Source organism: Ferdinandcohnia salidurans (assembly GCF_042680725.1).
In the GTDB taxonomy this organism is placed as follows: Bacteria; Bacillota; Bacilli; order Bacillales; family Bacillaceae_L; genus Ferdinandcohnia; species Ferdinandcohnia salidurans.
Window position 1 is genome coordinate 310,543 of sequence record NZ_JBHUEK010000025.1, and the last position, 26,424, is coordinate 336,966.

Here is a 26,424-nt window from a genome sequence, read left to right on the forward strand (position 1 = left end):
TAGATCTGTCTCGGTAGAATCACCCCCACTGCTTGGCCGCTCTGTCGGACCCCTATAATAACTTCATCAAATAACACCGAACCAAACACTATCTAAAACTTTCAGACCCAAAGACTTGAAGAGTCGCACCTAACCTGTTATATTATGATTATCACAACCCATATAGACCCAAAGGTTAGGAGAGTGTTCATATTGAACCAGGTATTTCAATTAAAAAATCGCCCCCACGGAATTAACCGGGGAAAGCTTTTTCTCGACGAGGGGTTTGTTTGTATCGGTTGGCCAGGTATCGGGGACTTGTCAAATTCAGACCGTGATGAGATCCGTCGAAGACTTGAAGAAACGTATGGTTATACTGGTCAGCAATTAGGTGCTTATACTGGGGCTATTAACACTTTCGTTAATGCAATTGAGGATGAGGATGTTGTCTTGGTTCCGGATAGAGTTATTGTACATGTTGGCATTGTTGGCCCTTACTATTATGACCCTGCCTATGATAATGAAGAAGGCATGTGCCACCGGAGAAATGTACGTTGGACTGCAACCATTGCCAAATCAAGTTTAAACCATAAGATGCTCGAATTTGTACGAAATCGAGGGATAATTACCAAATTTCATGGAACATTCGAAGAAACGGAATTAGAGCCATTTCTAACAGTAGATGATGATCATGAAAGAAGCCCATTTGCCTTAGTTGAAGCTCCAGGCCAAAACAGTGGTAATGACTCCATATTTAACGAAGAGACGATTCAACAAGCGAAAGCAGTATTGGAGGAAGCCCTTAATTCAAATGACCAAGAAATACAAATTAAGGCAGCTACAGCAATTCTCAAGTTATCAAAACAATAAAAGCTATAGAATTCTAATCATTCTTTTAGGGGGAATCAGGATGTTATTTTCTGTTGAACGTATTCAAATAACAGAAGTTGCACACAAGCGAGAATTTCATCAAAGAATGAAAAACCTTTCAAATGAGGACTATCAAGCAATTGTAGATGAGTTGAATCGCGTTATTAATAGTGGAGAGGTACATACCTCAAGCTGGATTCCTGGTAGTGACTGGAGAGGTACATTGTATGAACCTATTTGGATTGCTTGTAGAAAGAATGATGAAGTCGCGGCTAAATTCTATGGTCAAATTCTTTATCAGGTGATAATTGATCATCCAGAGAAATGGTGCTTCGGAGATTACCCCCACGCAAAAGGAAAAACATATTTTAAAATTAACTAATGAAGGGATTGTTCTCGAATGGCTGAGATGAATTATGTAAAAGAGTACAGAAATGCAGATATCTATGAAATTGGAGAATATGAAATTAGAATACCATACAAGATTCAATACAGTTTCCGAACCTCAAACAATGAGGTGTTTTCTCCCGAAGACGAAGACATGCTCTCTCATAAAACCATCACGATTAAAAATAAAGTCTCAGGAGATTCCTCAACGAAAAGATGCTATCAGTACGAAGAAGCCCTTCTAGAAGAGCTTCAGATGGATTACAATCAAGGGCGTTCACAATTTAACTGGAGATAATTCAGTGGACAGATCTTTAGCTTCCATTTGGTAGCTATAATAGGTCTGTCCCGCTTTATACTGTAATATATATCTTATATACTTACATCACAAAAACTTAATAAACTTGTAAATTGTCGATGTTCATTGGTAATTACATGTAAAAGGTGAATATCTAGCTACTTGTAACCGTCAAACCACATTTTTTACTCATTTACATTGAACACTTCTTGCTACTCAAAAATCTTTTATTGATGTTTTAACCAGTAATTTTCATTATCCATATGAATGATTTCCACACGGTGTAGCAGTCAATCTAAAATCGCTGTCATCGTCCCTTGATTTCCTAATAATTCTGTCCATTCCTCGGGACTTCTATTTGAAGTTAGAATGATTGAACTTTATTTAAAGAAAAAAAGCCCCACCTCGGATGAGACAGGGCTGCCGCTAAAGGAAATCTTGGTTCGATGTTACTTTATCCATTTAACATAATCTTTATCCAGCCAAGTAATGATAACCACAATGGAATACTGAGAAATGTTCCCCAGAAAAATCCCCTAGGAAAATTATCTTCTTGTTGCATTTCATCACGTCCTCATTACTTATATACCCAAAACTTTTGCAAATTATAACTTATTTGTTTGATTATAGTCTATCTTTATAATATACATGTAGTACTTTGGCAAATGCGCTAAATGTTTCAAAATCAACTACACCCGGAGTAGGCTTACGAAGTTTTTGGTCTTCTTGGAACCTTCTTACAGCATCAACAGTAAAGTCTTGATACTCATCAATTTCGACGTGCTTTGTTTGAGTATATCCTAATGCAGCTAGGAAAAAATGTATTAACTTCACCATTTCCCCTTTGTCACCTTTTTTAATTCGCACAGACAAGTCTCCTTTCGATACACCTAAAACTTTGGTTTCCCATTGAAAATCCTTTACAACATCATCAATGAATTTTTCCCATGTAATACCATGTCTTTTCAGAGCATTATTTGGATCTGATCTACGTTCTGGATCTAAGGTTTGGTGTGCAACAATATGTTTTCTTGGGTCTAAATTAAACTTTTTGCAAAGATATGAATGATACCACACATATCTTTTGTACGCTTCTTGAAAGTTAATCTTTCCTCCCCAACAAAGCTCAACACCAATTGCTGCATCATTCGCATCTTCACCGAACATGCGATTATCAATTGGTTTGTTATACTGGACATGCCATGCTTTCTCATTCAACGGAATCATCTCTAAGATATATTTATCATCAATAAAAGTATGGGCTGACGCAGAAGGTTGATTATTGTTAAAGTATGACCAATTGTTATATGCTGTTGAACCAGGATTGCCTGTATCATGAGACACAATAAAGCGTACACTTTGCAACTTTTGACCACTGCGGGAATTACCAAGCCTAATGTAATCTCTAGTAATGTTGTACAAGCTTAAGCCCTCCTTTATGAATATATTATGAATAACTATTCATGTGTGTGAATTCAACAGGGTTACATCGAAATATGGATTTTTTACAAAAATTCAAGAGCTACCTCTCGGATAGCTTACTGTATATTAAGTCATCTTTCGTTAAAAAGTTGTGTCTTAGCTTGGATTAAGATTCAATAAAATTTTATGGAGAAGTAAATGTAGGTTAGAGCTTTTAGCCACATTGATTGGTTTGAGTGCCACGGAGGGATTGCCATTTTCAGAGGATAATTTAAGCATAATCAAACAGGACATTTTTGAGGGTGCAAGAAAAATGAGTAAATAGTATTTTAAAGACAATTCTAATAAAGAAGCACTACAGTTTATTAAACTATTAATCTATAAGGTTTTATGTTGATTTGTTAATCTGTTGGTACTGTGTGGTAAATTCCTAGGCGAACACTTGTAAAAAAGATGGCAAGCTTGGTACAATCACGTGGCCGTAATCAAAAATGGCTTATTGGTGAAAAAGTGCATTCGAAATGAGCAAAATCTGTTTATTTTATTTTAGCGTTTACAATTGTATATAATGGAGATAGTCATCGGTATAAGGAGTCGATTATTCAGAAGTAATTTACTGTTGGCAAGTGTTACATTTTTGTCTGCCGTTTTATGCATTTATTACTTGCTAAATACAGGCTGTCCTCCAATTCATTCCAAAGGTTTCCTTGTTTTTGTTATTGACACTCCTTTTATGTTACTTAAGTGTTTGATACAATTAATATCAGACATTGCTAGCATCCTTTCTACCTCCACATAAAATTGCTCGAAACAATTAATGTAGTAAGCTTGGGGTGGCTTGCAAGTCTTTTTTATACACTCATTAAATAAAGTGCAGGACTCTGCATTTTTCTGTTGCAAAGCTCTACACTTTATTATGCAATAAACAGATTGCTTCAATAATTAATTGTACTAGTATATTTTAAAAAGTCCTACAAGGTTATCAAACAATTAATCTATAGGACTTTTTTGAATCATTGATTAACACAACAAATTAAAAAATGGGCTTAATATGGAGGAGCATAGGTTTGCTTTTGCGCAATTTCTAATAATCTCTTCAAATAACTAAACATTACAACACTAAAATCTAATAAAGCTTATCGAAATAATATAATACTTTTACTTTCTATCCAATCCTTAGTGCCCCACCCTAGCTAATAAGTTACTAAACATTATTTAAATCTGCCCTTCAACTTAAAATTAGATTAGTATATAACAATGAGTACTATTGTTATACGGATAAAAATCATTGTACTATAATAGTTCAATATTACTTCTATTTTTTACGTACTTCATAGCATTCTTAGTATCAAATATTGCTTTTGCATGTTGTTGTACGAATTCATAATCTACCATAGTATGAGCAGTTGTAATAACAACAAGATCAACACTTTCAATAAGTTCAGTTGTTAGTTCTACTTCACCTAGTTTTACTTTCCCGTGTTCACGATACTCGGCAACATATGGATCATAATAAACAACTTCTGCGCCTTCTTTTTCAAGTTCAGCAATGACTCTGAGTGCAGGACTTTCACGGTAATCATCGATATCTTGTTTATACGCTACACCAAGTACTAATACTCTTGATCCATTTACTGCCTTTTTAGATCTATTTAGGATTTTACTTGCTCTTTCGACACAGTATTCTGGCATACGATCATTAACCATCATTGAAGATTCAATCATCGATGTATGGAATCCATATTCGCGTGCTTTCCAAGATAAATAGTATGGATCTAATGGAATACAATGTCCTCCTAGTCCCGGACCAGGATAAAATGCATGGAAACCATATGGTTTTGATTTTGCAGCATCAACTACTTCCCAAAAATTAATACCCATTTTGTTACTCAACATAGCAAGCTCGTTTACAAGACCAATATTTACATTTCTATAAGTATTTTCTAATATCTTTTCAAATTCAGCAATTGCGGGAGATGAAACGCGTTGAATTGGAGCTTCTAAGATACTTTCGTAAAGTGCCGCTGCAACATCAGTACACTTTGAAGTTACACCGCCAACAACCTTTGGAGTATTTTTTGTCTTATAAATTAGGTTGCCTGGGTCTACACGCTCTGGTGAGAATGCAAGATAGAAATCCTCTCCACATTTTAATCCTGATGATTCAAGTATTGGCTTAAGAAGCTCTTCCGTAGTACCAGGATAAGTAGTAGATTCCAAGACTATTAACATATCTTTATGCATGTAAGGAACAATGCTTTCAGCTGATGCTCTTACAAAACTGATATCTGGCTGTTGGTGTTCATCAAGAGGTGTTGGAACACAAATACATATACAATCAGCTTGAGCAGCTAGAGAGAAATCTGTCGTTGCTGAAAGGAGTCCTGACTTCACTATTTCTTCAAGATCCTCATTAACAACATCACCGATATAGTTTTTGCCGTTATTAACCATTTCAATTTTAGATTCCTGTACATCGAAGCCAATTGTTTTAAAACCTGCTTTGGCCTTTTCAACCGCAAGGGGTAAACCTACATACCCTAACCCAATAACCCCTAATGTAGCTGTTTTATTAAACATTTTGTCTATTAGGTTAAACTTAAAAATAACATCACTCATAATTTACTTTCCTCCGTTAAACATTTTCTTTTTTATTTCATTACTTTACATAAGAATCAAATACAAATAACTAAACTAAGCACTCCCACAAAGGGTGAGTGCCTCACTAATGTGTCAAAAAATGTTTTCATTCATTACCATAGATCCTGATTATGATAAGGATCCAATATTACACAGTCTCACCCAATGGATTAGAATCCTTCATTGCCTTTAATATTCTTAATAAAACCCACTACTTCACGAGATTCAAAAACTCAGTAACCATTGTAAGCATCCAACAACAGAAGAACGTGTAAATACTTATCCTATGGAATATCTTGAGCTTTAACAATGCTCGTTATCTTGCTGTAAAACATAATCAAGTTCAATTTGTTTTTGTGAAATTTGTTTATAATACTCTAAAATTAGAACGACCGTCCACAGACAGTGAAAAATTATATTTTTTAAGAATGCAATAACTTACTTAAGTATGTCTTTGTTACTTAGTACACAGATAAGCGAGCATTCATACAATGTTATTAAAATTTAGAGTTTTGTTCATATAAGGATTCTATACATGTAACTTCTTATTCTTTAGTTTGTTATTCATATTATGCATTACCAATAGACTAGATATAGCCCAGAAACATCCCCAAACCGCCGTATAATAAGTTACATTAAAGGAAAATCCCATTCCTACAAAAATAATAAGCAAACTATTTCCTACTTTTTTTAATGATGTCTCCATTCTATTAAATTTAATGAATAAAAAAATTAACAATAAAACAAATGGAATAAAACCTAATATACCCACGCTGGAGATCAACATTAGAAAAACGTTATCTAAGGTTTGTATACTTGTCATACCACTATTCTGTATATAAGAATTAACCATATTAGGACCTACACCAAATAGCAAATTGTAACCACTTTGTAAAATAGATGTTGTTAAAGAAAAAGCATCTCCACGAATTGTTATGGAATCATAACTTGTCCTAAATAACAACCTATTAACAAATTCTTGCCCAAAACCTGTATTACTTATTATTAATAAAAATATTGATATCCCTGCTAAAGCAGTAAAACTATTTTTAAAAAAAGAGTTAAAACTTTTTGAGGAGAAATACAGAATCATCACCAAAAAAACTATTAAAGCGGAACGTGATTGCGTTAAAAATAACGCTAGTATATGCAACAAAATCAACAAATTCCATTTATTCTCAGAATTTGATAATTCTTTTAAATAAAACAGAATTGGTATTATTAAAAGCAAGTAACCAGAAAGAACTAATGGATTTCCAATAGATGAAACTATTCTTGGAATTGTATTACCAGAGCCAAACCACGGATTATCAAACAAGTATAATGGTTTATATGGATCAAACAATTGAAAAAACTCCAAAACGCCCATGATACTTACTAAAGTAGAAGCAAAAGCAAAAATTTTCAATACGAAAATATGATTAATTTTCCACCTCGATAATGAGGCAAGGATTAAAAAACCAAAGCAAAATAAAAAGGAAAATAAGGAATATCTAAAGCTTTCAAATGACAGATCGTTTACATAGATTGATAAGACATTCATAACGAAAAAAATAAAACTAATTATTAATAGACTTGTCAATTCTCTAAGTGCGGTTAAGTTTATTTGGCCAGCGCTTATTAATATAAAAAATATCAGACAAAAAGTTAATAATAAAAAGTCAGGTCGTAACTCTCCTAAAGGTGAGGGATATCTAAAAAAACTTGCATATTGGCTAGGTAAAAAAGAAATTGCAAAAAAAGGAATACAATATATCACACTAAAGATTTTACTATTTTTTGACATGTTAAATTTTTCCTCCATAAAATGGATAACAAATAATCATCTTTATTATTGGTGTTTTTGTTACTATAACTAACAGATCTCTACTTTTCTAATAAAAAACCAATCATGCAAAACCTTTCCTTTTTATGGTTTTTCTAATGATAAATTATTTTTTTTAATTTCATAATTTAAAAAGAACTTTTAGATTGTATAAAGAGTTAATTAGATTTTTTTTGTTCATCAATAGATATGCTAAATATGCTATCCCATATATGATTAAACTCCCAGAATTTAAATACCAACTAGAAATTATAAAAACAATAGACATGATCATTTCAATAACAATGTTCTTTAATATTTTTAAATTTAAAAATTTGTTAAGATAAACCTCTGACAATGTACTTCTTATTGCTAATAGCAAAACAATAGATATTACCGCAAAATCTAAACTCTTAATAGTTATTATAGATAAAAATGTAATTATAATACTTAGACTTAGAGTAATCATATTAACTTTTAAAATTATTTTTTCTTTCCGCAAAGACTTTAAATAAGTATTAATCAATAAAGAGGTTTTCCCTTCGAATAAGAACATTGGAAATAGGATGGCCAGATATTTGAGACTTTCTTGATATTGAGGTAACCATAATAACAATATAGTTTTAATGGGATAATAAAGTGTCAAAAAGCCCAATAAAAATACCATCAAGACATTTCTAATTGTAAAATAAATGTTAGGTAATTTTTTTTCATCAGTTCTTCTTAGTATTGGAAACATAACTATCCCTATTGTGTTAACAAAAATCATTAGAAAATTTGATAGACTTAATGTAAGTGATATTTTTGCAAATGTATTTACATCCCATGTACGTTCAATTCCAAATCTTACTACTCCAATAATCAACAGACTAGCAATATTAGCAAACATTAGCTTAATGCCAGTAGAAATGTTTTTTATTGTCTCATTTAGACTAAAGTAAAAAAAGGTTATCTTCTTAAATACGATATCTTTACAAAAATAAATTGAATATAATAATGATAGGAATTTACCGCATAAATCTGCTATTATCATTAACTCATATTCTCTACTACCTAAAAATAAGAAGAAGGTGATTAATATCGAATAGAATATCTTTTCAACAATAATAATTTTCGCATATTCTTTTAGTCTATTAGTACATTGTAAAACAAATAGTAACATAGACTTTATATTTGTAATTATTAAATTAATAGCAATCATTTGAAAGATAAATTCTCTATTTATATTTAAATTTATAAAAAATGGGATTGATAAAAGAATCGCGGCTATAAATAGTTGGAGAATTACAAACATATAGAACTGTGAAAAGAACAACGTTTTGTTTAGATCATCATATTTTTGGCCACCATACCTTAAATAAATCCCATCACACCATCCAAAATGCAAAAATCCAACATATGTCGAATAAAATAAATATATTTGCCAATATCCATATTCTTCAATTCCTATTAGCTTCGGGACCAATAACACTATTAAACTGGAAACAACAAGAGATATTAAGTTAGAGGATAAAGTATATGAAATATTATTAAAGAAATTCCTTGCTTTATTATTCACTATAAAACCTCTCATTTATTTAGGTCTCTACTATTCAAACAATGCATTTATTGATTACTTTTGAATAGTTAACTTTAAGCATAAATCATTATTTATTTACAATTAAATCTGCAGAAAATTTAGGTATTGCATTAAAATATATTTTCTCCAAATCCTGAAATAAAACTTCATTAAAATTTTTCTGGGTAATAAAGTTCTTTACCTTTTCAACCTGCATTTCAAATGAATCGGTTTCCAAACAAACGCAACACGCCAATGGATAGGACTTCAATATATCTAGTACTGGATCAGTATCGTATACAGCAATATGGATGATAGGTTTACAACTAGAAATATATTCAAATATCTTGCTTGGTGTTTGTGTTATATCAGTATTTCCAATTGATAATAATATTTTACTGTTCAGGATAGCAGAATGAGCAATTTCCGTTTTAACTTGTCCATGAAAAGTAATATTATTTTTATTCTTTTTTTCAAAATCCTTTATTATTTCAGTTGCATTTCCCATAGCAAAAAAATGAACTTTCAATTCGGGACAAATTGGAATAATCTTTTCAATTATTTTTAATGTTGGTTCTGGATTTCTACTATTTTTTAAAACTGTTCCAGTATAAACAACACTCATTTCATTTTTATCGATAGTATCTAATTCATTATATTCTATTTTCTTTAATAATGGATGCTCTACTGGTTTAAACTTATAATCCATTAATGGAAAGTTTTTCTTTAAATGTTCTTCCCAAGAAGGTGTGAATAATATTCTCTGACTTTTTTCAAATGCCTTTTCTTCTAAATATAAGTTATATTTCATTTTTACTCTTTTATTTAATCTTGATCGGTGTAAGGTACCATTCTCTGCAAATTTATCAAACAAAAAAGGTATGACTTCAATTTGTTTATTTTTTTCTCTAAACATTGTTGCTGCCAAAATTGTTTCAAATGGCATACATGACGGGACAATGATGTCAATAGGATCATTTATACTTTCTAATGCCTTATAGTAATCATCAATTAACTCTCTCTGAATACTATATTTAGATAAAATAAACTTTAAATATTCCATAGTTCTATACGAGATGTTCAGTAAACTCCCAAAATATTTTACAAATAAATTAGAAGAGCCTTTTAGCTTTAAAAGCCTTTTTCTATATTTTGTAGATTTTGAAATTATACGAATAATATTTTGCCCATTGTATATTTCTTTATCTGCATCATCGAGGTCGGTCTTTTCACAAATAATGGTAATCTTATTACCAGGCGATAAATTTTCTGCCACATTTTTCAAGCATACTCCGACAGCAGAATAATAGGGGTAATAATTTCTCATCATTAATACTATATGTTTCATACATTAATATCCCCTTAATATATAAATATTTGTGTTTTTATTACACAAATAACATAATAGAATTTATTACAACAAGATATTCAAAGATTAAAAACTTCAAATATATATTGTTCAAGTACTATTAAAATAATAGGTGAGAACGTCAACTAAATTGTAATTTAATAACAGTCAGAATTTTTTGCATTTAAATTGTTTTTGACTTTTTGATATATAAGTTCTATACTCCTTCTTGAATAAAATCCACGGTATTACGTACAATAACTTTGATATCCATTCTATAATGGTAGAGTTTTTAGTTATCTTTTCAAAGAACGAGAGTACACTTGTTCCGATTTGAGACAAAATAAAAGCTAATTTAGCAAGTTTAGATAGTTCTTTTATCTTAAATCTATCTTTATCATGGTTCAAAACCTTCCATATTATAGACCTTGCTCGTAATTGAACTCTCGCTCGTAATGCTGCATTACCTCCTCTTATTCTAACTCTTACAAGAACCTCGTCAATAGATAAGATATTATTTTCAGGAGCGATATTTAGCCATAGGTATTGGTCTTGGCCATAACGCATTTTATTATTAAATCGTAGATTAGGATTATTTCTTAATAAATCGCCATTAATAACTATACTAGGGGTAGCTAAAGGATTTGACATTAACATTTTGGGATATATCATTCCATTGAATTCTTTTACACTTACAACTTTAAGGGTATTATTCTCCTTTTTATCGGTGTCAAACAATTCGTAAGAGGTATGAGACCACTTTACTTTATATTTTTCCATTAAATTTATCTGCACCTCTAGTTTATTCGGAAGCCAAATATCATCCGAATCTAGGAAAGCTATATAATCGCCCGTTGATATTTCAATTCCAAAATTTCGTGCAGTTGCTGGTCCCCCATTCTCCTTTTTTATATATATTATCTTTTCTTTATATTTTTTTAAAAAGTTATCCATATTTTCTTTTGATCCATCATCAACAACTATTACTTCATTGGCAGGATATGTTTGAGCTAATACACTATCAACAGCATCAATTAACCAAGTAATATTATTATAAAATGGAATTATAACACTCACATTACAATTCATAGTGACCTCCCTACTACACTCCCCAACACATTCTTCTTGTTTCAAATTCACTTATACTAAAAAAATTTAATATCTATCAAAACTCTCTTGAAAATATCCGAAAGTGTAAAAATAGCGTTTTGTTCCCCAGTCATTTTTTAAAAATTCAAATGTGCAAAAAGCTATAATTTATTTTCTACATAGTAATAACAATATTTCTCATTACTAATTTTCGTCTTACTACTATGATGTAACCTTGAACTAAAAAAAGAAATGCCGTATATAAGAAAACGAGATTCCTTTAACTATTTTAGAGTACCGACAAATTTCACATAAAAGTATTGCCTATAATAGTTAACGATAACTTCATAATAAAAGAATAAAACGAAAATAACATCCAGAACTTTCGCAATAAAAAAGAAGTAATAGGAATTCGATACTATGGAAAATTCTTTGACTACTTCAAATCCTAGTGCATTCCATTTTATGCTCAGAACTCCTATCACACCAATTATTCTCTACCTCATTTCATGAGGTTATCTACTTCTATATTAAACAGATTTGATGTATACTTCACAATGCAATAAACACTTTTTCTCTATTTCTAACGCTCACTTTGTATGTCGTCTTATCCAATGTTTTAATGAGTTGACCTGAATGAATATAATATTTAAATTTATTCTTTTTACAGTATTTGTTTAAAATAATTTGTTTCTGTAAATATTTAATTTTTCCTCCACACCATTTTGTTGACAATCCCAGTATAACTCTGAATAATTTTTACAATCTTCACACTAATATTAGCATCATTATAATTATCTACATCAATTCCCAAATCATTAGTAGAATTCATTTCTACTGCCATATCAACAGCTTGAAGTACTTGTTCAGTTGAAATACTACCGATTAGCATATTACCTTTATCAAACACTTCAGGTCGTTCAGTACTAGTTCGAACTGAGACTGCAGGAAATTTAAAATATGATGCCTCCTCCGCAAGAGTTCCACTATCTGAAACAACACAGAAGGCATTTCGCTGAAGATTGTTATAATCTGAAAAGCCAAATGGTTGTAAACTCATTACATTGGGATGAAATTTAAAACCACGTTGTTCTATATGTTTTTTACTTCTCGGATGAGTACTATAGATAACTGGCATTTTGTAAAATTCAGCCATAGCATTCACGGCATTCATTAGTTCCATGAAGTTTTGCTCATTATCTATATTCTCTTCCCTGTGAGCGGAAAGTAAAATATATTTTTCTTTTTGCAATCCTAATGTTTCTAATACTTTACTCGATTTAATTTTTTCAATATTTGCGTTTAGAACTTCAGTCATAGGTGAACCTACAACATACGTTCTTTCTTTTGCAACACCTTCGGAATGCAAGTATCTCCTAGCGTGCTCAGAATAACAAAGGTTAACATCACTAGTATGATCTACAATTCTTCTATTAATTTCCTCTGGAAGGTTTTCATCGAAACATCTATTTCCTGCCTCCATATGAAAAATGGGAATCTTTAATCTTTTAGCTGATATTACACTTAAACATGAATTCGTATCACCTAGGACTAATACTGCATCCGGATTCTGTTCAAGCATAATTTCATAGGATTTGGCTAGTACATTCCCCATAGTTTGCCCTAAGTTTTTACCAACAACTCCAAGATAATAATCAGGCTCTCTAAGCCCTAACTCCTTAAAAAACACTTGATTTAGGTTATAATCGTAATTTTGCCCGGTATGAACTAAAATATGTTCAAAATACTGATCACACTTTTTTATAGTCTCCGAAAGTTTAATAATTTCAGGTCGCGTTCCCACTATTGTCATTAATTTTAATTTCCGTAACATTATGCTCATCCTTTTTTTAATAATGTGAATAAAGCTCTTTATGATTGAGTATCCATTCCTTCATTTCAATAACCATTTGTTCATAACTTGGTACAATGAATGTAAAGTCTTTTCTGTTATTAACAAGTGATTTATCAACCCTCACACTTTCACTAGGTAGAATGCTAATTGTGTTTTCTCTCAAGTGTAAATTAAAAAGCTGAAGCAAATCGAATTTATTTATACATTGATTATTAACTAAATTATATAATCCAGTTAAGTTTTCATTTATTGCTTTTTCCATTGCTTTTGCCAATGTTATAGTTGTTACCCCAGTCCAAACGGCTTTTGTAAAACCATTTATTTCACCATTCTGCTTCATAAACCAATTAAAAAGTCCTATTCCACTTTCATTCATATCTGGACCGATTATGGAGTTTCTAAACGTTAAATCTTTGTCATTCTCTAGTTCGCCTAATGCTTTGGACCTGTCATAAAAAGTTTCTCCATCTCTAATTGATTTTTCGTTATAGTTTCCCTGTTTACCAGAAAAAACACAATCGGTACTCATATGGATAATTTTTGTTTTAAGTTCCCTTGTTATATAACTTAGATAATGAGGTAGATAACTATTTAAAAATACTGCTTGAGGTTTATTTTCTTCAGCATATTGATTCAATATGCCAATACAATTTATGACTACATCATATTTACCTTTAACAACAGTTTCTTCTAATGCTTTTAAATTTGTCACATCTGCAATAATATTCTTAGTATAAGGAAAAGCCCGCCTTGTAAAAGCTGTAACATCATGTCCTTGTTCTTTAAAATAAATAGCTATCACGTGACCAGCCATACCAGTTGCACCTAATATTAAAATTTTCATACATCCACCTACAACCACTTTTTAAGTTCTTCTTTTATATAATCTAGCTGCATTAACTTTTCTTTTATTTGTTCAACATTTAATCGTTCCGTATTATGGGAATTATATTCCTGTTCAATAGATAGTTTTTCATTACCCTGTTCAAAGTATTTTTCATAATTTAAGTCGCGCTTATCGGCAGGAACTCTAAAGAATCCACCCATATCATCTGCTACCACATATTCTTCTCTTGTTAAAAGTGTCTCGTATAACTTTTCCCCGTGACGAGTACCAATTATTTTAATCTCATTATCAACTTTAAAAATTTCTTTTAACGCTATTGCTAAGTCTCCAATATAACTTGCCGGTGCTTTTTGTACCATAATATCCCCAGCCTGTGCATTATGAAAAGCAAATATAACTAAATCAACAGCTTCTTCAAGACTCATTAAATATCTAGTCATATGTGGATCTGTAACTGTTAATGGCCTACCACTTTTAATTTGTTCAACAAATAGAGGGATAACTGAACCCCTAGAAGCCATTACGTTACCATACCTAGTTCCACAAATTAAAGTCCTATCAGGTTCAACTGTTTTAGATTTTGCAACAAAAACTTTTTCCATCATTGCTTTTGAAATCCCCATTGCATTTATTGGGTAAGCTGCCTTGTCTGTTGAAAGACAAATTACTTTTTTTACACCGTATTCAATAGCTGCTGTTAAAACATTATCTGTTCCTATTATATTTGTTTTTACTGCTTCCAATGGAAAAAACTCACAAGAAGGTACTTGTTTAAGTGCAGCCGCATGGAATACATAGTCCACCCCGTGCATTGCGTTTTTAACACTTGCTAAATCCCTGACATCCCCAATATAAAATTTCAATTTATTATTTTTATAAAACTTTCTCATGTCATCTTGTTTTTTCTCATCTCTAGAAAAAATACGAATTTCCTTTATTTCACTATCTAAAAATCTTTCCATCACAGCATTACCGAAAGAACCAGTTCCTCCAGTTATTAGTAGTGTTTTATTATTAAACATCTATTACACCTCTTGTTTTTTTGAATTTTTCAGTAAATTATTTAATCTTGTAAAAAATATTTTTTTTGAAAAGTTTTCTTCATAATATTTTTTTGCATTTTCTCCATAAACTCTATGCATTTGTTTATTCTCTACAAAATCCTTCACATTTTTTGCAAGACTTTTATAATCCTCGGAAGAACAACATAAACCACAGTTTGCAGTTTTAATTACTTCTTGAGTTTCTCCGTCAATTGCACCAATAATTGGTTTGCCTGCTGCCATGTATGATTGTACTTTATTCGGCAAGGTATATGAAATCACTTTATTTTCTTTCAAAGTTATTAAAAAGGCATCCGCCATGCGATAGAAATGTGGCATTTCAGATATTGGATGTTGTCCATGAAATATAACATTTTCTAAATCCAATTCATTTTTAAGTTTTTCACACGTATTTTTTGCTGACCCATCACCTACAATGTGCCATTTTATATTTTTCATTTCTTTTAGTTCATTAGCTGCATATATTATTGTATCTACGCTTTGCATTTTTCCAACGTTTCCAGCAAACACCAAATTAATTGAATCACTAGCCATATTATTAGCTGTAATATTGTCAAATAAGTCTTCCGCATATACAGGAAGATAGACTGTTTCTTTGTAAATACCTAGAGTGTTATTAAAATACTCCACAAATAATTTGGAGCTTGTAAATATTTTATCAGCATTACCATAAATCCATTTACTTATAATAAATAAAACCTTATAAACTACGCTATCCTTGGTTATCCCTACAGTAGCAATACTCTCTGGCCATAAATCATGACAATAAATTATAAGTGGCTTCTTAGTTAGTTTTTTTAATAACACACCTGGCAATGCCATTGTTACTGGAGAAGTTTGATAAACTAACATTAAATCGAAATCTTTTTTTATAAACAGTGATTTAAAAGTAGCTGCTAATGCAAAACTAAGATAGTTAACAGACAACTTTAAATTACCAGAGCCTCTTCCGATAAGCCAAGATCGCAAGATATTTACTCCTTTAACCTTTTCATTACGGTTTTTAAACCACTTATATTTCTTATCGATTACTCCACTTGGATAATTTGGAAGACCCGTTAAGACTGTAACATCATGCCCTTCCTTTGCTAATCGAAAGCAAATGTCACTTACTTTAAACTGTTCAGGATAAAAATGTTGACTTATCACAAGTATTTTCATTATTTTCTCCCCAATTAATTAAGTTACAAAAGAACTTTAATTTAATACCTTATATAGTTTTTGTTTTCTCTTTTTCTATTGGTAGTGGCGCCCCTTCTCTTACCCCCTTTAGTTTAATAACATAAATTAAGGTTGTAATAAATATTTTTAAATCTAACAAAAAAGAAATGTGATCTGCATAGTAACCATCAAGTCTTGCTTTTTCTACCAATGCTATAACATCTCTGCCATTAACTTGCGCAAGTCCTGTTAAACCAGGTTTAATATTATAGACACCACGTATTTCACGTTCCTTATATAATTCAACCTCTTTTCGTATAACAGGACGAGGTCCTATTATACTCATATCCCCCTTTAAAATATTCAAAATTTGTGGCAATTCATCCAAACTTGATTTGCGTAAGAATTTACCTAATTTCGTTATATAAATATCCGGATTTTCCAACATGAATGTCGGCATGTCTTTAGGTGCATCCAGGTGCATTGTTCTAAATTTATATATTTGAAAATCTTTTTTATCCTTGCCCACTCGTTTTTGCCTAAAAAACACAGGTCCTTTTGAATCAATTTTAATTGCGATAGTTATCACAACAAACAATGGAAATAAAACAATTAATGCAAATAATGACAATGATATATCTACTAATCTCTTTATATACTTTCTATAGAACAAATTTCTCCCCCCCTTGTGTTCCATAAAAACAGGAAACAAATATTATTAAATAATCTTTACTTTAATTTTAGGATTTCTTCTTTTACTATTTCCTCCATAAATGATAGTAGGTATACTCTTAATGCTGCTGGAGCCTTCATGGCAATTTCAATTTTTGTTTAAATAAAGCCAAATTTCTCTCCTATATCGCACCTTTTTCCTTCAAAATTATAGACAAATACACCTGAATTACATTTATTTGTTGTATTGCATCGGTTAATTGAATTTCTCATCCCCCACCAAGCTGTTGTTGCTCTAAAAACATGAAGATTTCTGAAGTCAATATATAACGACCCATTATTGCTAGATTAGAAGTTGCAGTACCTTGTTTTGGCTTTTCAACGAATTGATTTACTTGATAACGTCTTCCTTCATTTGATAATGGATCAATAATTCCGTATCGATGTGTTTCAGATTCCGGAACCGTTTTGAACTCCAATCACAGATGATAATGGATCGTTTTATTTTTTAATCAATTGTTTTAGGCATGGTGTCTTAGGTTGTATAATATCATCACCTTCAAGAACGACAAATGGCTCATTACCTATGAATTTTCTTGCAAACCATACGGCATGCCCAGGACCTATTGGTTCTTTTTGACGGATGTAATGTATATCAACACTAGATGATTGGTAACCTTTTCTAGTAAATCAAATTTCTCTTTCTCGATTAAATTTTTTTCAGTTCAAATGAGTTATCAAATGACCCTCGATTAAACTTTTTCCTTTGCCAGTTAAAATAATGATATCTTCAATACCGAATTCCATTGCTTCTTCTACGATAGATTTGAAGTCTAGCTTATCAACAATCGGTAACATATCCTCTAGCAGTGCTTTTGTAGCAGGTAAAAGTTTTGTCCCTAGAACTGCAGCAGGAATAATCGCATTACTTACTTTTTCCAATTTCACTCTCCCCTACATGTGAATACTTTAATTTATAAACCATAAAAATAGGTCTCTACTATTTTTAAATAGAAGACACCTATTTTTACAAGTAATGATTAACTAGGTATCTACCCCACCCTCACAGCACTATTGACGACTTGCGTCTAAGGCATTTACCCCACAATGAGATCGAGTATCTCCATTGATAGTGGTAAGGAGACATCACCATGACCATTTATCAGAAATGGTATAAATGAAGCGCAATTCAGTTTTTATCCAATATTCGCCAAGAAGGAAGTAGGAACTTAGAACTTCTCTTTTTTGTATTAGTTAGTATGATAGAGTAGGTAGATATTTTTGATTAATTATAAATACATAACTTTATCCCGTTACATTAATAAAGCACACAATCGAAAAGTAGAATATTAACCAAATAATCCAAACAGCTTCTTTTGCTTAATTCTTTCAGGTGTGTCTTTTATGACAGATTTACCTTCAATTAATAACTCTGCATTTTCCTTAAAGTAGTATTCGGCTGAAACTCCGAACTCTCGATCTAGCACATCGAAGGCTTCTCTCATTCGAAACGGTCGAGTTGATAGATTATGAGCATCTGAAGCCACAAAATGAGTCAAATTGTATTCGACTAATTGCAACGAAAACTTTTTAATTTTTTTACCGAAATGCCCCGTAACACTTGATGTTGTAATCTGTGTACATGCGCCATTTTTCACTAACTTATACAAAATCTTAGGATTCTCTATTAGTTCACTATTTCGTTCAGGATGAACTATAACAGGTGTAAGTCCATTTAATTGTATATCAAATAATAATTGCTCTGCATAGCGCGGTACATGGCCACTTGGAAACTCGATAAACAGATATTTCCCACCGTTATTTAGTGAAAATATTTCGCCTTTGTTATAGTCCTGTAGTAACTCGCCATCGATCCGTGGCTCTTGTCCTGGTAAGATTGTAATGGGGATATTTTGTTGAGATATTTCTTTATTTACCATCTCAACAACCTGTAGGATTTTTTCTTTTGAATTTTCGTATTCTCTCTTTTTATAATGAGGAGTTGCGATTATCTTTGTAATGCCTTCCTGAGCTGCTTCCTTCGCCATCTCAATTGTTTCGGATAGGTCTTTAGCCCCATCATCAAGATGCGGTAGTATATGACAATGTATATCAATCATAGCAATCGCCTCCTTTTAACATGTACTACTTTTCGACAAATTATACTGCCAAAATGCTTACAAATGTTATAGTACCACAGTAGTATATTTAAAGAAACGGGGGAAATTTGTCGAATTGTGCCGAATACGGTAAAAGGAAATATTTACACAAGATAAACATTTCCTTCTTTATCGATTTCCCCACTTATTTTAAGTAAGAATCTTATTTTTGAGCATAATAATAGTAATATTGGCTTTCCGTTCTCTTTATATTATTTAAAACAACGCCTAGTAATTTTGCTTTTGAATTCATCAATGTCTCTTTCGCCTTAAGGGCTGCATCTGTTTCTGTTTTACCACTACTTACAACCAAGACTACACCATCTACTTTATTCGCCAATACTTGTCCGTCTGATACCGCGAGGACAGGTGGTGTGTCAAATACAACCACATCAAATAGATCTTTCACGTCGTTAAGTAATTGGTCCATCGCTTTAGAACCTAGCATTTCGGCAGGATTTGGTGGTATTGGCCCGCTTGGTAAGACATAAAGATTTTCTTGGTCTGTTTCTCTTATGGCATGCTCAAGCTTTTCTTGTTTTGTTAACACATTCGTTAATCCATTATGGTTATCTACACGGAAAGAATAATGAACTGTTGGTTTACGTAAATCCGAGTCGACCAATAATACTTTTTTCCCTTGCTGTGCAAAGACAACTGCAATATTATTCGTTGTGGTTGATTTACCTTCACCTGGTCCAGAAGATGTCACCATAATTAATCGCATGTCTTCATCTACTGTAGAAAATTCAATGTTTGTTCGAATGGTACGATATTGTTCCGAAATAGGGGATTTCGGATTTAGCATTGTGACTAGACTACGATTTTGCAATTGAAATTGTTTCCGATTTGATTTTTTACGCACCAACAGAATCACCTCTTCCTCTTTTACGTTGACTTGTTTCTTGAGCTTTAGCCGCTTCTTCCTCTAGGTCAATTTGAGCAATTGCACCTAATACTGGAAGCTCAAGTAGTTTTTCAATATCTTGCTCTGTCTTGATTGTGTTATCTAAGTATTCAAGAAGGAATGAAAGCCCAACACCCGCCATTAGTCCAACTACTAAGGCAATTGCCATGTTCAGCATTGGATTTGGTTTTACTGGTACTGGATTTTCGGCTAACACTGCTGGTGAAAGAATACTTACGTTGTCAACGTTCATAATTTTCACGATTTCTTCTTTAAATACATTGGCTGTTGTGTTCGCGATATCAACTGCTGTTTTTGGATCTGTGTGTTGAACTGTAATTTTCATTACTTGTGAGTTATTTGAACTTCCAACCGTAATGATCTCACTTAATGATTCAGTTAGATTTAACTCTTCTTTCACAAGGTCTAAAATTGCAGGCGTCTTAATGATTTCGTTATACGTATTAATTAGGTCTATGTTTGTTCTGATATCGGATTGGTTTAAGTATGGTTGATCCGAGGTTTTTTGGTTCACTAGAATTTGAGTAGAAGATTCATAGATTGGTGTTAGAAAGAAATAACTCATAACTCCAACTGTCGCCACTGCCACAGCCGCAATCATTATAATTAACCAAAGACGCTTTCGAATCGTTTGGAATATTTCTTTTAAGCTTATTGTTTCTTCCATTTTGTCCTCCTGTAACGTTTGTCGGTTAGTTAAGTCTAAAAGTAATTATAAACAACGAATTTACAAATATCTACAGTATTCGTGTAAATTTTTATGGCACTTTGTACCTCTTTTCCCAAATGGTACTTTAGAAAAGGTGGACGTGCCCAAGTCCCAGTGTCTTCAAAGTGTTTTTTCCACACCTCTATTCCTTTGTATCCTGTCGATAGATTCTCCTTCACACTAGACAAGAAACAGCAAATTTCTGCGGAGATTATTCTATTTTCAAGAAAACTTTTTTTGAAGTGGTTTAGTAGATATGGCATTTGAATTGGTCCTAGATGTAGTGTTTGGTCCCCGTGAAGTTTTTCAAGATATGGAATGTACCGTCTGTGGATATTCTAAAATCTATTTTATAGACCCCGTTACGAGGAAACAGATAGGCAGAGCTTGCAGTGGCTGCAGATTTTTTCAAAAGTTTGAATGAGCTGATTGGTGGAGAATTCGACAAATGACATTTGTCGAGTTTTTTACTTTTTCTTAATAAATGGAGTGGATATTTATGGTAGAATAGGTATAGTTTTTACATCAGTGGGGGTAATTGATTTGCAGAGAAGAAACCTATTCTATCTATTTCTTATTATAAGTTTGGTGATTACATATATTTCGCCTGGTATCGCATATGGAGCATTGAAGCCGATTGATTCTGGGGAGAAGGCCATTACGAATCCGAACCCTAATCCAACACCTGTGCATGAGCCAAATCCGGAGCCAAGCCCAGAACCTAATCCTGAGCCTGAACCCGCTCCAGAACCTGAACCGGAGAAAGAACCCGAGGTTTCACCTAAGCCCACCCCTCAGCCTGAGCAACAAGAGCCAACAAAACCGAAACCTGAAGAGGAACAACCAAAACCAAAAGATCCTAAACCTCCTCAGCCGTCCGAAGACGAAAATGAGGCTCCAAAGCCTCCAACTACTATTAAAGAGAAACCTAAGGAAACAATCATAAAACAACCAGCCAAACCTACTTATAAACCTAAACCGATTCAAGAAGACCAAACTCCAGCGGTCGATGAAGTGGATGAAGAAGCTGTTGAATCCATCGAAGATGAGGATGTAGAGATAGTAGAAGAACCTGAAGTGATTGAAGAACCCGAAGAAGAAGTTGTCGAAATGGATACTCTAATTAAGAATACAAAGGTAGAACCTGATAACAGCACGTCTACGACTTTTATTGTAGGTATGAGTCTATTTGGATTATTGATTCTTGTACTCGTTTCTAGTGGATTTTATTGGCTGTTTAGAGGTAGAAGAAGAAGGTATTAATATAATAGGAAGTAAAAGGAATGACCTGGACGTTAGGTCATTCCTTTTTTGTTGATTTATAGCGAATGGATCTGCGAGTACTGAGATGGAACGTCCTGGTTTTATAGCGTTTACATTATTAGGTGTTTTAGAGTTTAGCTATGTAATTGCTGGCTTCGCGCTCATGGTAGTGCATTTTTAATTCGATGTCTGTTTTTAGATCTTGGCAGAGGCAATCCGCTAATAGTGTTCGATTCTTGCTAAATTGAATGCTGTGCCAAAAATATTTTGCCTGGTAAAAGACTTTTTTCATGCACATTCCCCTTTCAATTTGTGAAACGAATAGAGTAATCTAAATTTTCTATAAAATTCGTGTATTGACGATTATTTTTGTGGGTTGTAGCAACCATATTTAAATTTTTCAAGTTGTGAGATAAGCACGACCAAAAACCCAGACGTTATTTTATCCTGGGTTTTTGAAAGGTTAGGAGTATTAAAATTTTGAGATGGTATTGATTGCCTCGCGCTCATGATATTGCATTTTTGATTCAATGGTTTGTTTTAATTGTGAAGAGCGGCAACCCTCTAGTAGTGTTCGGTTTTTGTTAAATTGCATGCTATGCCAATAGTACTTTGCTTTGTATATTGCTTTTTTCATGCATAATTCTCCTTTCGATTTGTTTGTAGACATAAATCGACGGAGCCTCGTGTTCGGGAACTGGCTGGCGTAGTCCAAAAGACCGTAGCCCCTCTAGTTTTGCGTCATCATCTTTCAATGATTTTGCCATTTCGTACGATTTATGTATGATTCATTATTACTATAGGATAGGGTGCGAATCTATTAAAAGGGGCTTTTGACCTATTTTTGATATAAATAGTACTTTTGTAGGTGAAATTTGTCGATTTTGGCCGTTTTTTAATAATGATTGAGTGGTTCATTGAGGAAGAAACGTGGAATTGCGTTTTATATTGAGTAATTGCGCAGTAGGTATGCATAATTGCGTTTATGCTTTTTTTGCCTGGGCACCAGCACTTTTTTTCACATAAGAAAACTAGCAACCAATGCTTGATTGCTAGTTTTCGTGGAATAAAGTACCCTGTGTTTGTTAGTTTTTCTTGTTTCCTGTGTTTCCGTTGTTGCCTTTGCTTCCTACTTTTACTACGTTTTCGGTTACGTTACCTGCGTTGTCTACTGCTACAATTGTTACTGTTTGGTCTTTAGTAGCAGGCTGTGCTAGCACGTGTACGGCTTCTCCATTTACATATGGTGTTTCAGTAACAGGTTCGCCATCTACTTCTACGTACCAGTAAGCAACTCCACTTGTTTTATCCGAAACGTCAACTGTAACTGTTTTTCCATCTGCACCTAATGTCGTTTTTACCTTAGGTGTTGTTACGTCTAGTTTCACTGGGAATGTTAACGTTTGTGCTTTTGCACCTTCATAGTCAAGAGTTGCTTCTGCTTGAAGGTAATATTGACCTTCTGGCGCTCTCTTACCATTGTGCATTGTACCATCCCATGTCCAGTCGGAGAATAGGTAGTACATAGGGCCTTGTCCACCATCATAGTAGTTTTTGCGGACAAATTCTTCAGTCTTGATTTCTTTTACAACTTTGCCATCTTCATTGATCACAGATAAGTTTAATTCTTTTGCATTTCGGAGTAGCGATAACAGATAAGTTGCACCGTCATTCACTCCGTCTCCATTTGGTGAGATAGCAATTAGGTTTGTATCAATATCACCTGTTGCTTGGTCAACACCTAAGTATTCGTAGCTGCTTCCACCAACATGTGACAACACACCTGTTGTTCCATAGTAAGTAGCTTCATCCCAAAGTGGAGCGTCAAAGATTGGTGCTGCATTCCAGTCCCCTTTAAAACCTACATAAGGAACGACTAAATCTGGGTTCGTATCTGTTGGGTCCGTTAATTTTACAAAGCCTTCTAACCAATACCCATTTGTGAAAATCGATGTTAAATCTTCATCCCACTCACTTACATCAACTTTTACTTCAAATGTAGTTTTCCCATTTGCCGGTACTTCGATTGTGCTAGTTGCTTGACCGTTAACCGTTGCAACTGCACCTAGATCTAATGAGCCAAATAGGTTTGGTGCTGATACATAAATTCCTGCATTAACAGGAGTATCTGTTTGAGCACTTGCATTTACTTCATACGATACAGCTTGATCTGATAAGTTTTCAGCTGTTAAAGAGAATGTAACGACATTGTCCTTTACCTCTTTAAGTGCTATTTTTGCCTCGCCTGTGTTCGGGTCTGTCACTGTCACCGGTGTTGTGAATGCTGCATGAAGCTGCATGAGACCAGCACCTTGACGACGTGGTGATACAGGTACTCCTTCAAGTTCAACTGGTTTAGAAGTGTTCATCAAGAATTTCTTTGCAAGCTTGGATCGCTCCGCACCTTCAAGTCCAAATTCTTTGTCAACACGTTCAAGTACTAATGCCGAACCACCAGATACATGTGGAGCCGCCATTGATGTACCACTCTTAATTCCGTATTTATCGTCATTGATTGTTGAGTAAATTTGTCCTCCTGGGGCTGTGATTTCTGGTTTGAAATCAAGGTTTGGTGTAATCCCCCAAGATGTGAAGTCACTCATTTTTCCAGCATTTGAGTTTGGAATAGACATTTGATCTCCGTCGAATGAAACGGAAACTGTTTGTCCTGCTTTAAGTGCTGCTGCTAAACGATCACCGTCTGCTTTTAGCATGAATAATTGTGGAATAATAATCGCTGCATCAGATGCCATGCTTACTGTTCCACTTGTGTTGTTATAGATGAACACACCTGCGGCACCTGCATTCTGCGCATTTAGTGCTTTATCGACGAAACCGATCGCACCGCGCTGAACTAATGCATATTTTCCCTCCAGATCTTTACCTACAAAATCTTCAGGAGTTCCAAGGCCAGCCTCCACTAGTTCATAGCTTGTCCCACCTTCTGGGTTCGCTTGACTTGCAGATAAGTACATCACTTGGGTTGGTTCGTTCTCGCCCACTTTTACGCTTACTGCATCCACCGTCATATTCGTGTTTTCATATGATGCAACCTGAAGTGAATCATAGGATACACCTGGTGAGCCTACCACACCATAGTCAGGGTTAGACGCATATGGATAAGGGAAGCTAGAGCCACTTCCTAAATAATTTGAGTTACCCGCTGAAATGGACATCATTACCCCATTTTCAACGGCACGTGTTACAGCCTGTTGCTCAGCTGATTCCCCATCCACGAATCCAGCCGTAGAGCCAAGACTCATGTTAAGAACGTCTGCACCTAGCTTAATTGCATCGTCAATCGCTTTAATGTAAATATCTCCGTAAGTAGTTGCTACATTTTCACCAAATACACGTAAAGCAAGTAATTGTGCTTCTGGAGCAACCCCTTGAATTCCACCATTATCTTCATCACCGTTTGCCGCAACTGTTCCCGCTACGTGCATACCGTGCATATTTGTATCTGCATTTACGTCAACGATATGATCGTTGTTGTCCATGTAGTTCCAACCGTAAGGAACTTTTTCAGTCCAGAACTTTCCTGGAAGGCCAAACTCAGAAATGGCATTGTTAACGTCCGCCTCTGATAATTCAGCTGAAGAACTTTCGGATAAGACAAAATCCTTGTGAGACGGGTCGATACCAGAATCGATGATTCCAACAGTCATCCCTTCGCCCTTGAAGCCGAACTCACGCCAAACCTGCTGTGCTTCCACTAGTTCTTTACTGTATTTCATGTCTGCTTCTTCATCTGGAATCGTATATTCAGTTGCGATGTATACATCTTTTACTTCAGGTACTTCTTTAATTTTTGCAATATCGCCGTATTTTACTTTTCCACTGAAGCCGTTTACAACAGCATCAAATTCTTGCTCATATTTAATGTTAATTTTTTTCCCTTTAATCTTATCTTTTGCTGCTTTTTGTTTATTCTTTGCAGCCTTTTCTAGTTGTTTTCTTTCCCCTTTTGATAGCTTATCGTACTTTTTACCCTGTTTCGTTGCTACCTCAATCGGAGCATCCCCGCTCATTTCGACAACCACACGAACCTCTTGATCAGGGTCAATGTTCGGTGCATCCGTTGCCTCTCTGTTTTCAATTTCACTCGTCGGTTTCTGTGCATCTAGCTGCTTTGGTGTAAAGCCAGTAAATGCAAACGCACTACCGCTAAATCCGAGTAATAAAACTAGTAATAATGCTGTGATTCTTTTCCCCATTTTCATCCTCCCTTTTAACATAGAAACTAAAAATCTAGAAATCCGAAAAATAGTCCCCCCTCACGAATATTTCGGTCCCAAAATCATACAAAATTTTCGGGATATTCACACTATACTAAATTACTATTTCTGGAACTAGCACTAAAAGTCATAG

The 26,424-nt window shown here is 33.6% G+C and carries 20 protein-coding genes, 3 pseudogenes and 1 riboswitch; of the genes and pseudogenes, 4 read left to right on the top strand and 19 right to left on the bottom strand.

The window, feature by feature from the left end:
- Positions 1 to 192: 192 nt before the first annotated feature.
- From ACFSFW_RS15945 to ACFSFW_RS15955, 3 genes are read left to right on the top strand one after another with little or no spacing between them, the layout of a single operon-like run.
- Positions 193 to 849: a DUF8426 domain-containing protein gene (locus ACFSFW_RS15945; RefSeq protein ID WP_388039721.1), complete on the top strand. Its 657-nt coding sequence runs from the start codon at positions 193 to 195 to the stop codon at positions 847 to 849.
- A gap of 40 nt (positions 850 to 889) precedes the next feature.
- Positions 890 to 1,231, top strand: a complete 342-nt coding sequence (locus tag ACFSFW_RS15950) for a hypothetical protein (protein WP_388039722.1) — start codon at positions 890 to 892, stop codon at positions 1,229 to 1,231.
- 18 nt (positions 1,232 to 1,249) lie between these two features.
- Positions 1,250 to 1,534 (top strand): hypothetical protein, encoded by a 285-nt coding sequence (locus ACFSFW_RS15955; RefSeq protein WP_388039724.1) that lies wholly within the window; start codon positions 1,250 to 1,252, stop codon positions 1,532 to 1,534.
- 227 nt (positions 1,535 to 1,761) lie between these two features.
- Here the strand turns inward: ACFSFW_RS15955 and ACFSFW_RS24260 are convergent.
- From ACFSFW_RS24260 to ACFSFW_RS16035, 17 genes and pseudogenes are all read right to left on the bottom strand, one after another.
- Positions 1,762 to 1,914, bottom strand: a pseudogene (locus ACFSFW_RS24260) (ATP-binding protein); the annotation flags it as partial.
- Between the two features lie 244 nt (positions 1,915 to 2,158).
- Positions 2,159 to 2,371: a peptidoglycan-binding domain-containing protein gene (locus ACFSFW_RS15960; protein WP_388040339.1), complete on the bottom strand. Its 213-nt coding sequence runs from the start codon at positions 2,369 to 2,371 to the stop codon at positions 2,159 to 2,161.
- A gap of 81 nt (positions 2,372 to 2,452) precedes the next feature.
- Positions 2,453 to 2,974, bottom strand: a pseudogene (locus tag ACFSFW_RS15965) (peptidoglycan recognition protein family protein); the annotation flags it as partial.
- Positions 2,975 to 4,249: 1,275 nt separating this feature from the next.
- Complete coding sequence (locus ACFSFW_RS15970) at positions 4,250 to 5,575, bottom strand: nucleotide sugar dehydrogenase (RefSeq protein WP_388039726.1); 1,326 nt, start codon at positions 5,573 to 5,575, stop codon at positions 4,250 to 4,252.
- Between the two features lie 550 nt (positions 5,576 to 6,125).
- Complete coding sequence (locus ACFSFW_RS15975; RefSeq protein WP_388039728.1) at positions 6,126 to 7,382, bottom strand: O-antigen ligase family protein; 1,257 nt, start codon at positions 7,380 to 7,382, stop codon at positions 6,126 to 6,128.
- A gap of 160 nt (positions 7,383 to 7,542) precedes the next feature.
- The gene (locus ACFSFW_RS15980) at positions 7,543 to 8,958 is read right to left on the bottom strand and encodes an MATE family efflux transporter (RefSeq protein WP_388039730.1); all 1,416 of its coding nucleotides are present in this window, start codon (positions 8,956 to 8,958) and stop codon (positions 7,543 to 7,545) included.
- 88 nt (positions 8,959 to 9,046) lie between these two features.
- On the bottom strand, positions 9,047 to 10,306 hold the full coding sequence (locus tag ACFSFW_RS15985; protein ID WP_388039731.1) for a glycosyltransferase family protein: 1,260 nt from the start codon (positions 10,304 to 10,306) through the stop codon (positions 9,047 to 9,049).
- A 168-nt stretch (positions 10,307 to 10,474) separates the two neighbouring features.
- Positions 10,475 to 11,395, bottom strand: a complete 921-nt coding sequence (locus tag ACFSFW_RS15990) for a glycosyltransferase family 2 protein (protein WP_388039733.1) — start codon at positions 11,393 to 11,395, stop codon at positions 10,475 to 10,477.
- A 703-nt stretch (positions 11,396 to 12,098) separates the two neighbouring features.
- Complete coding sequence (gene wecB / locus ACFSFW_RS15995) at positions 12,099 to 13,229, bottom strand: non-hydrolyzing UDP-N-acetylglucosamine 2-epimerase (RefSeq protein ID WP_388039735.1); 1,131 nt, start codon at positions 13,227 to 13,229, stop codon at positions 12,099 to 12,101.
- A 16-nt stretch (positions 13,230 to 13,245) separates the two neighbouring features.
- Positions 13,246 to 14,094, bottom strand: coding sequence for an SDR family oxidoreductase (locus ACFSFW_RS16000; RefSeq protein ID WP_388039737.1), 849 nt, complete (start codon positions 14,092 to 14,094; stop codon positions 13,246 to 13,248).
- Positions 14,095 to 14,102: 8 nt separating this feature from the next.
- Positions 14,103 to 15,119 (bottom strand): polysaccharide biosynthesis protein, encoded by a 1,017-nt coding sequence (locus tag ACFSFW_RS16005; RefSeq protein WP_388039738.1) that lies wholly within the window; start codon positions 15,117 to 15,119, stop codon positions 14,103 to 14,105.
- 3 nt (positions 15,120 to 15,122) lie between these two features.
- The gene (locus ACFSFW_RS16010) at positions 15,123 to 16,322 is read right to left on the bottom strand and encodes a glycosyltransferase family 4 protein (RefSeq protein WP_388039740.1); all 1,200 of its coding nucleotides are present in this window, start codon (positions 16,320 to 16,322) and stop codon (positions 15,123 to 15,125) included.
- A gap of 49 nt (positions 16,323 to 16,371) precedes the next feature.
- Positions 16,372 to 16,995, bottom strand: coding sequence for a sugar transferase (locus ACFSFW_RS16015; protein ID WP_388039742.1), 624 nt, complete (start codon positions 16,993 to 16,995; stop codon positions 16,372 to 16,374).
- Positions 16,996 to 17,051: 56 nt separating this feature from the next.
- Positions 17,052 to 17,936, bottom strand: a pseudogene (locus tag ACFSFW_RS16020) (UTP--glucose-1-phosphate uridylyltransferase).
- Positions 17,937 to 18,343: 407 nt separating this feature from the next.
- Complete coding sequence (locus ACFSFW_RS16025) at positions 18,344 to 19,114, bottom strand: tyrosine-protein phosphatase (protein WP_388039744.1); 771 nt, start codon at positions 19,112 to 19,114, stop codon at positions 18,344 to 18,346.
- Between the two features lie 202 nt (positions 19,115 to 19,316).
- On the bottom strand, positions 19,317 to 20,021 hold the full coding sequence (locus ACFSFW_RS16030) for a CpsD/CapB family tyrosine-protein kinase (protein ID WP_388039746.1): 705 nt from the start codon (positions 20,019 to 20,021) through the stop codon (positions 19,317 to 19,319).
- Positions 20,011 to 20,748, bottom strand: coding sequence for a YveK family protein (locus tag ACFSFW_RS16035; RefSeq protein WP_304220093.1), 738 nt, complete (start codon positions 20,746 to 20,748; stop codon positions 20,011 to 20,013). Before ACFSFW_RS16035 ends, ACFSFW_RS16030 begins: the two co-directional genes overlap by 11 nt.
- A 585-nt stretch (positions 20,749 to 21,333) precedes the next feature.
- On the opposite strand from ACFSFW_RS16035, the gene ACFSFW_RS16040 reads away from it, so the two are divergent.
- Complete coding sequence (locus ACFSFW_RS16040; protein ID WP_388039748.1) at positions 21,334 to 22,053, top strand: hypothetical protein; 720 nt, start codon at positions 21,334 to 21,336, stop codon at positions 22,051 to 22,053.
- Positions 22,054 to 22,525: 472 nt separating this feature from the next.
- Here the strand turns inward: ACFSFW_RS16040 and ACFSFW_RS16045 are convergent, their stop codons facing one another.
- Complete coding sequence (locus ACFSFW_RS16045; protein WP_304220091.1) at positions 22,526 to 22,690, bottom strand: hypothetical protein; 165 nt, start codon at positions 22,688 to 22,690, stop codon at positions 22,526 to 22,528.
- Between the two features lie 52 nt (positions 22,691 to 22,742).
- Positions 22,743 to 22,828: riboswitch (cyclic di-GMP riboswitch) on the bottom strand.
- A 310-nt stretch (positions 22,829 to 23,138) separates the two neighbouring features.
- Complete coding sequence (locus ACFSFW_RS16050; protein WP_388039750.1) at positions 23,139 to 26,270, bottom strand: S8 family serine peptidase; 3,132 nt, start codon at positions 26,268 to 26,270, stop codon at positions 23,139 to 23,141.
- Positions 26,271 to 26,424: the final 154 nt, after the last annotated feature.

Bases quoted from the DNA above. Each gene is read 5' to 3' on its own strand.
- ACFSFW_RS15960 (WP_388040339.1), bottom strand. From the start codon at position 2,371: ATGGTGAAGTTAATACATTTTTTCCTAGCTGCATTAGGATATACTCAA.
- ACFSFW_RS16010 (WP_388039740.1), bottom strand. From the start codon at position 16,322: ATGAAAATACTTGTGATAAGTCAACATTTTTATCCTGAACAGTTTAAA.
- ACFSFW_RS15955 (WP_388039724.1), top strand. From the start codon at position 1,250: ATGGCTGAGATGAATTATGTAAAAGAGTACAGAAATGCAGATATCTAT.
- ACFSFW_RS15990 (WP_388039733.1), bottom strand. From the start codon at position 11,395: ATGAATTGTAATGTGAGTGTTATAATTCCATTTTATAATAATATTACT.
- ACFSFW_RS15970 (WP_388039726.1), bottom strand. From the start codon at position 5,575: ATGAGTGATGTTATTTTTAAGTTTAACCTAATAGACAAAATGTTTAAT.
- ACFSFW_RS15975 (WP_388039728.1), bottom strand. From the start codon at position 7,382: ATGTCAAAAAATAGTAAAATCTTTAGTGTGATATATTGTATTCCTTTT.
- ACFSFW_RS16035 (WP_304220093.1), bottom strand. From the start codon at position 20,748: ATGGAAGAAACAATAAGCTTAAAAGAAATATTCCAAACGATTCGAAAG.
- ACFSFW_RS16025 (WP_388039744.1), bottom strand. From the start codon at position 19,114: ATGATTGATATACATTGTCATATACTACCGCATCTTGATGATGGGGCT.
- ACFSFW_RS16000 (WP_388039737.1), bottom strand. From the start codon at position 14,094: ATGAAAATTTTAATATTAGGTGCAACTGGTATGGCTGGTCACGTGATA.
- ACFSFW_RS16005 (WP_388039738.1), bottom strand. From the start codon at position 15,119: ATGTTTAATAATAAAACACTACTAATAACTGGAGGAACTGGTTCTTTC.
- ACFSFW_RS16045 (WP_304220091.1), bottom strand. From the start codon at position 22,690: ATGAAAAAAGCAATATACAAAGCAAAGTACTATTGGCATAGCATGCAA.
- ACFSFW_RS16050 (WP_388039750.1), bottom strand. From the start codon at position 26,270: ATGGGGAAAAGAATCACAGCATTATTACTAGTTTTATTACTCGGATTT.
- ACFSFW_RS15950 (WP_388039722.1), top strand. From the start codon at position 890: ATGTTATTTTCTGTTGAACGTATTCAAATAACAGAAGTTGCACACAAG.
- wecB (WP_388039735.1), bottom strand. From the start codon at position 13,229: ATGTTACGGAAATTAAAATTAATGACAATAGTGGGAACGCGACCTGAA.
- ACFSFW_RS15985 (WP_388039731.1), bottom strand. From the start codon at position 10,306: ATGAAACATATAGTATTAATGATGAGAAATTATTACCCCTATTATTCT.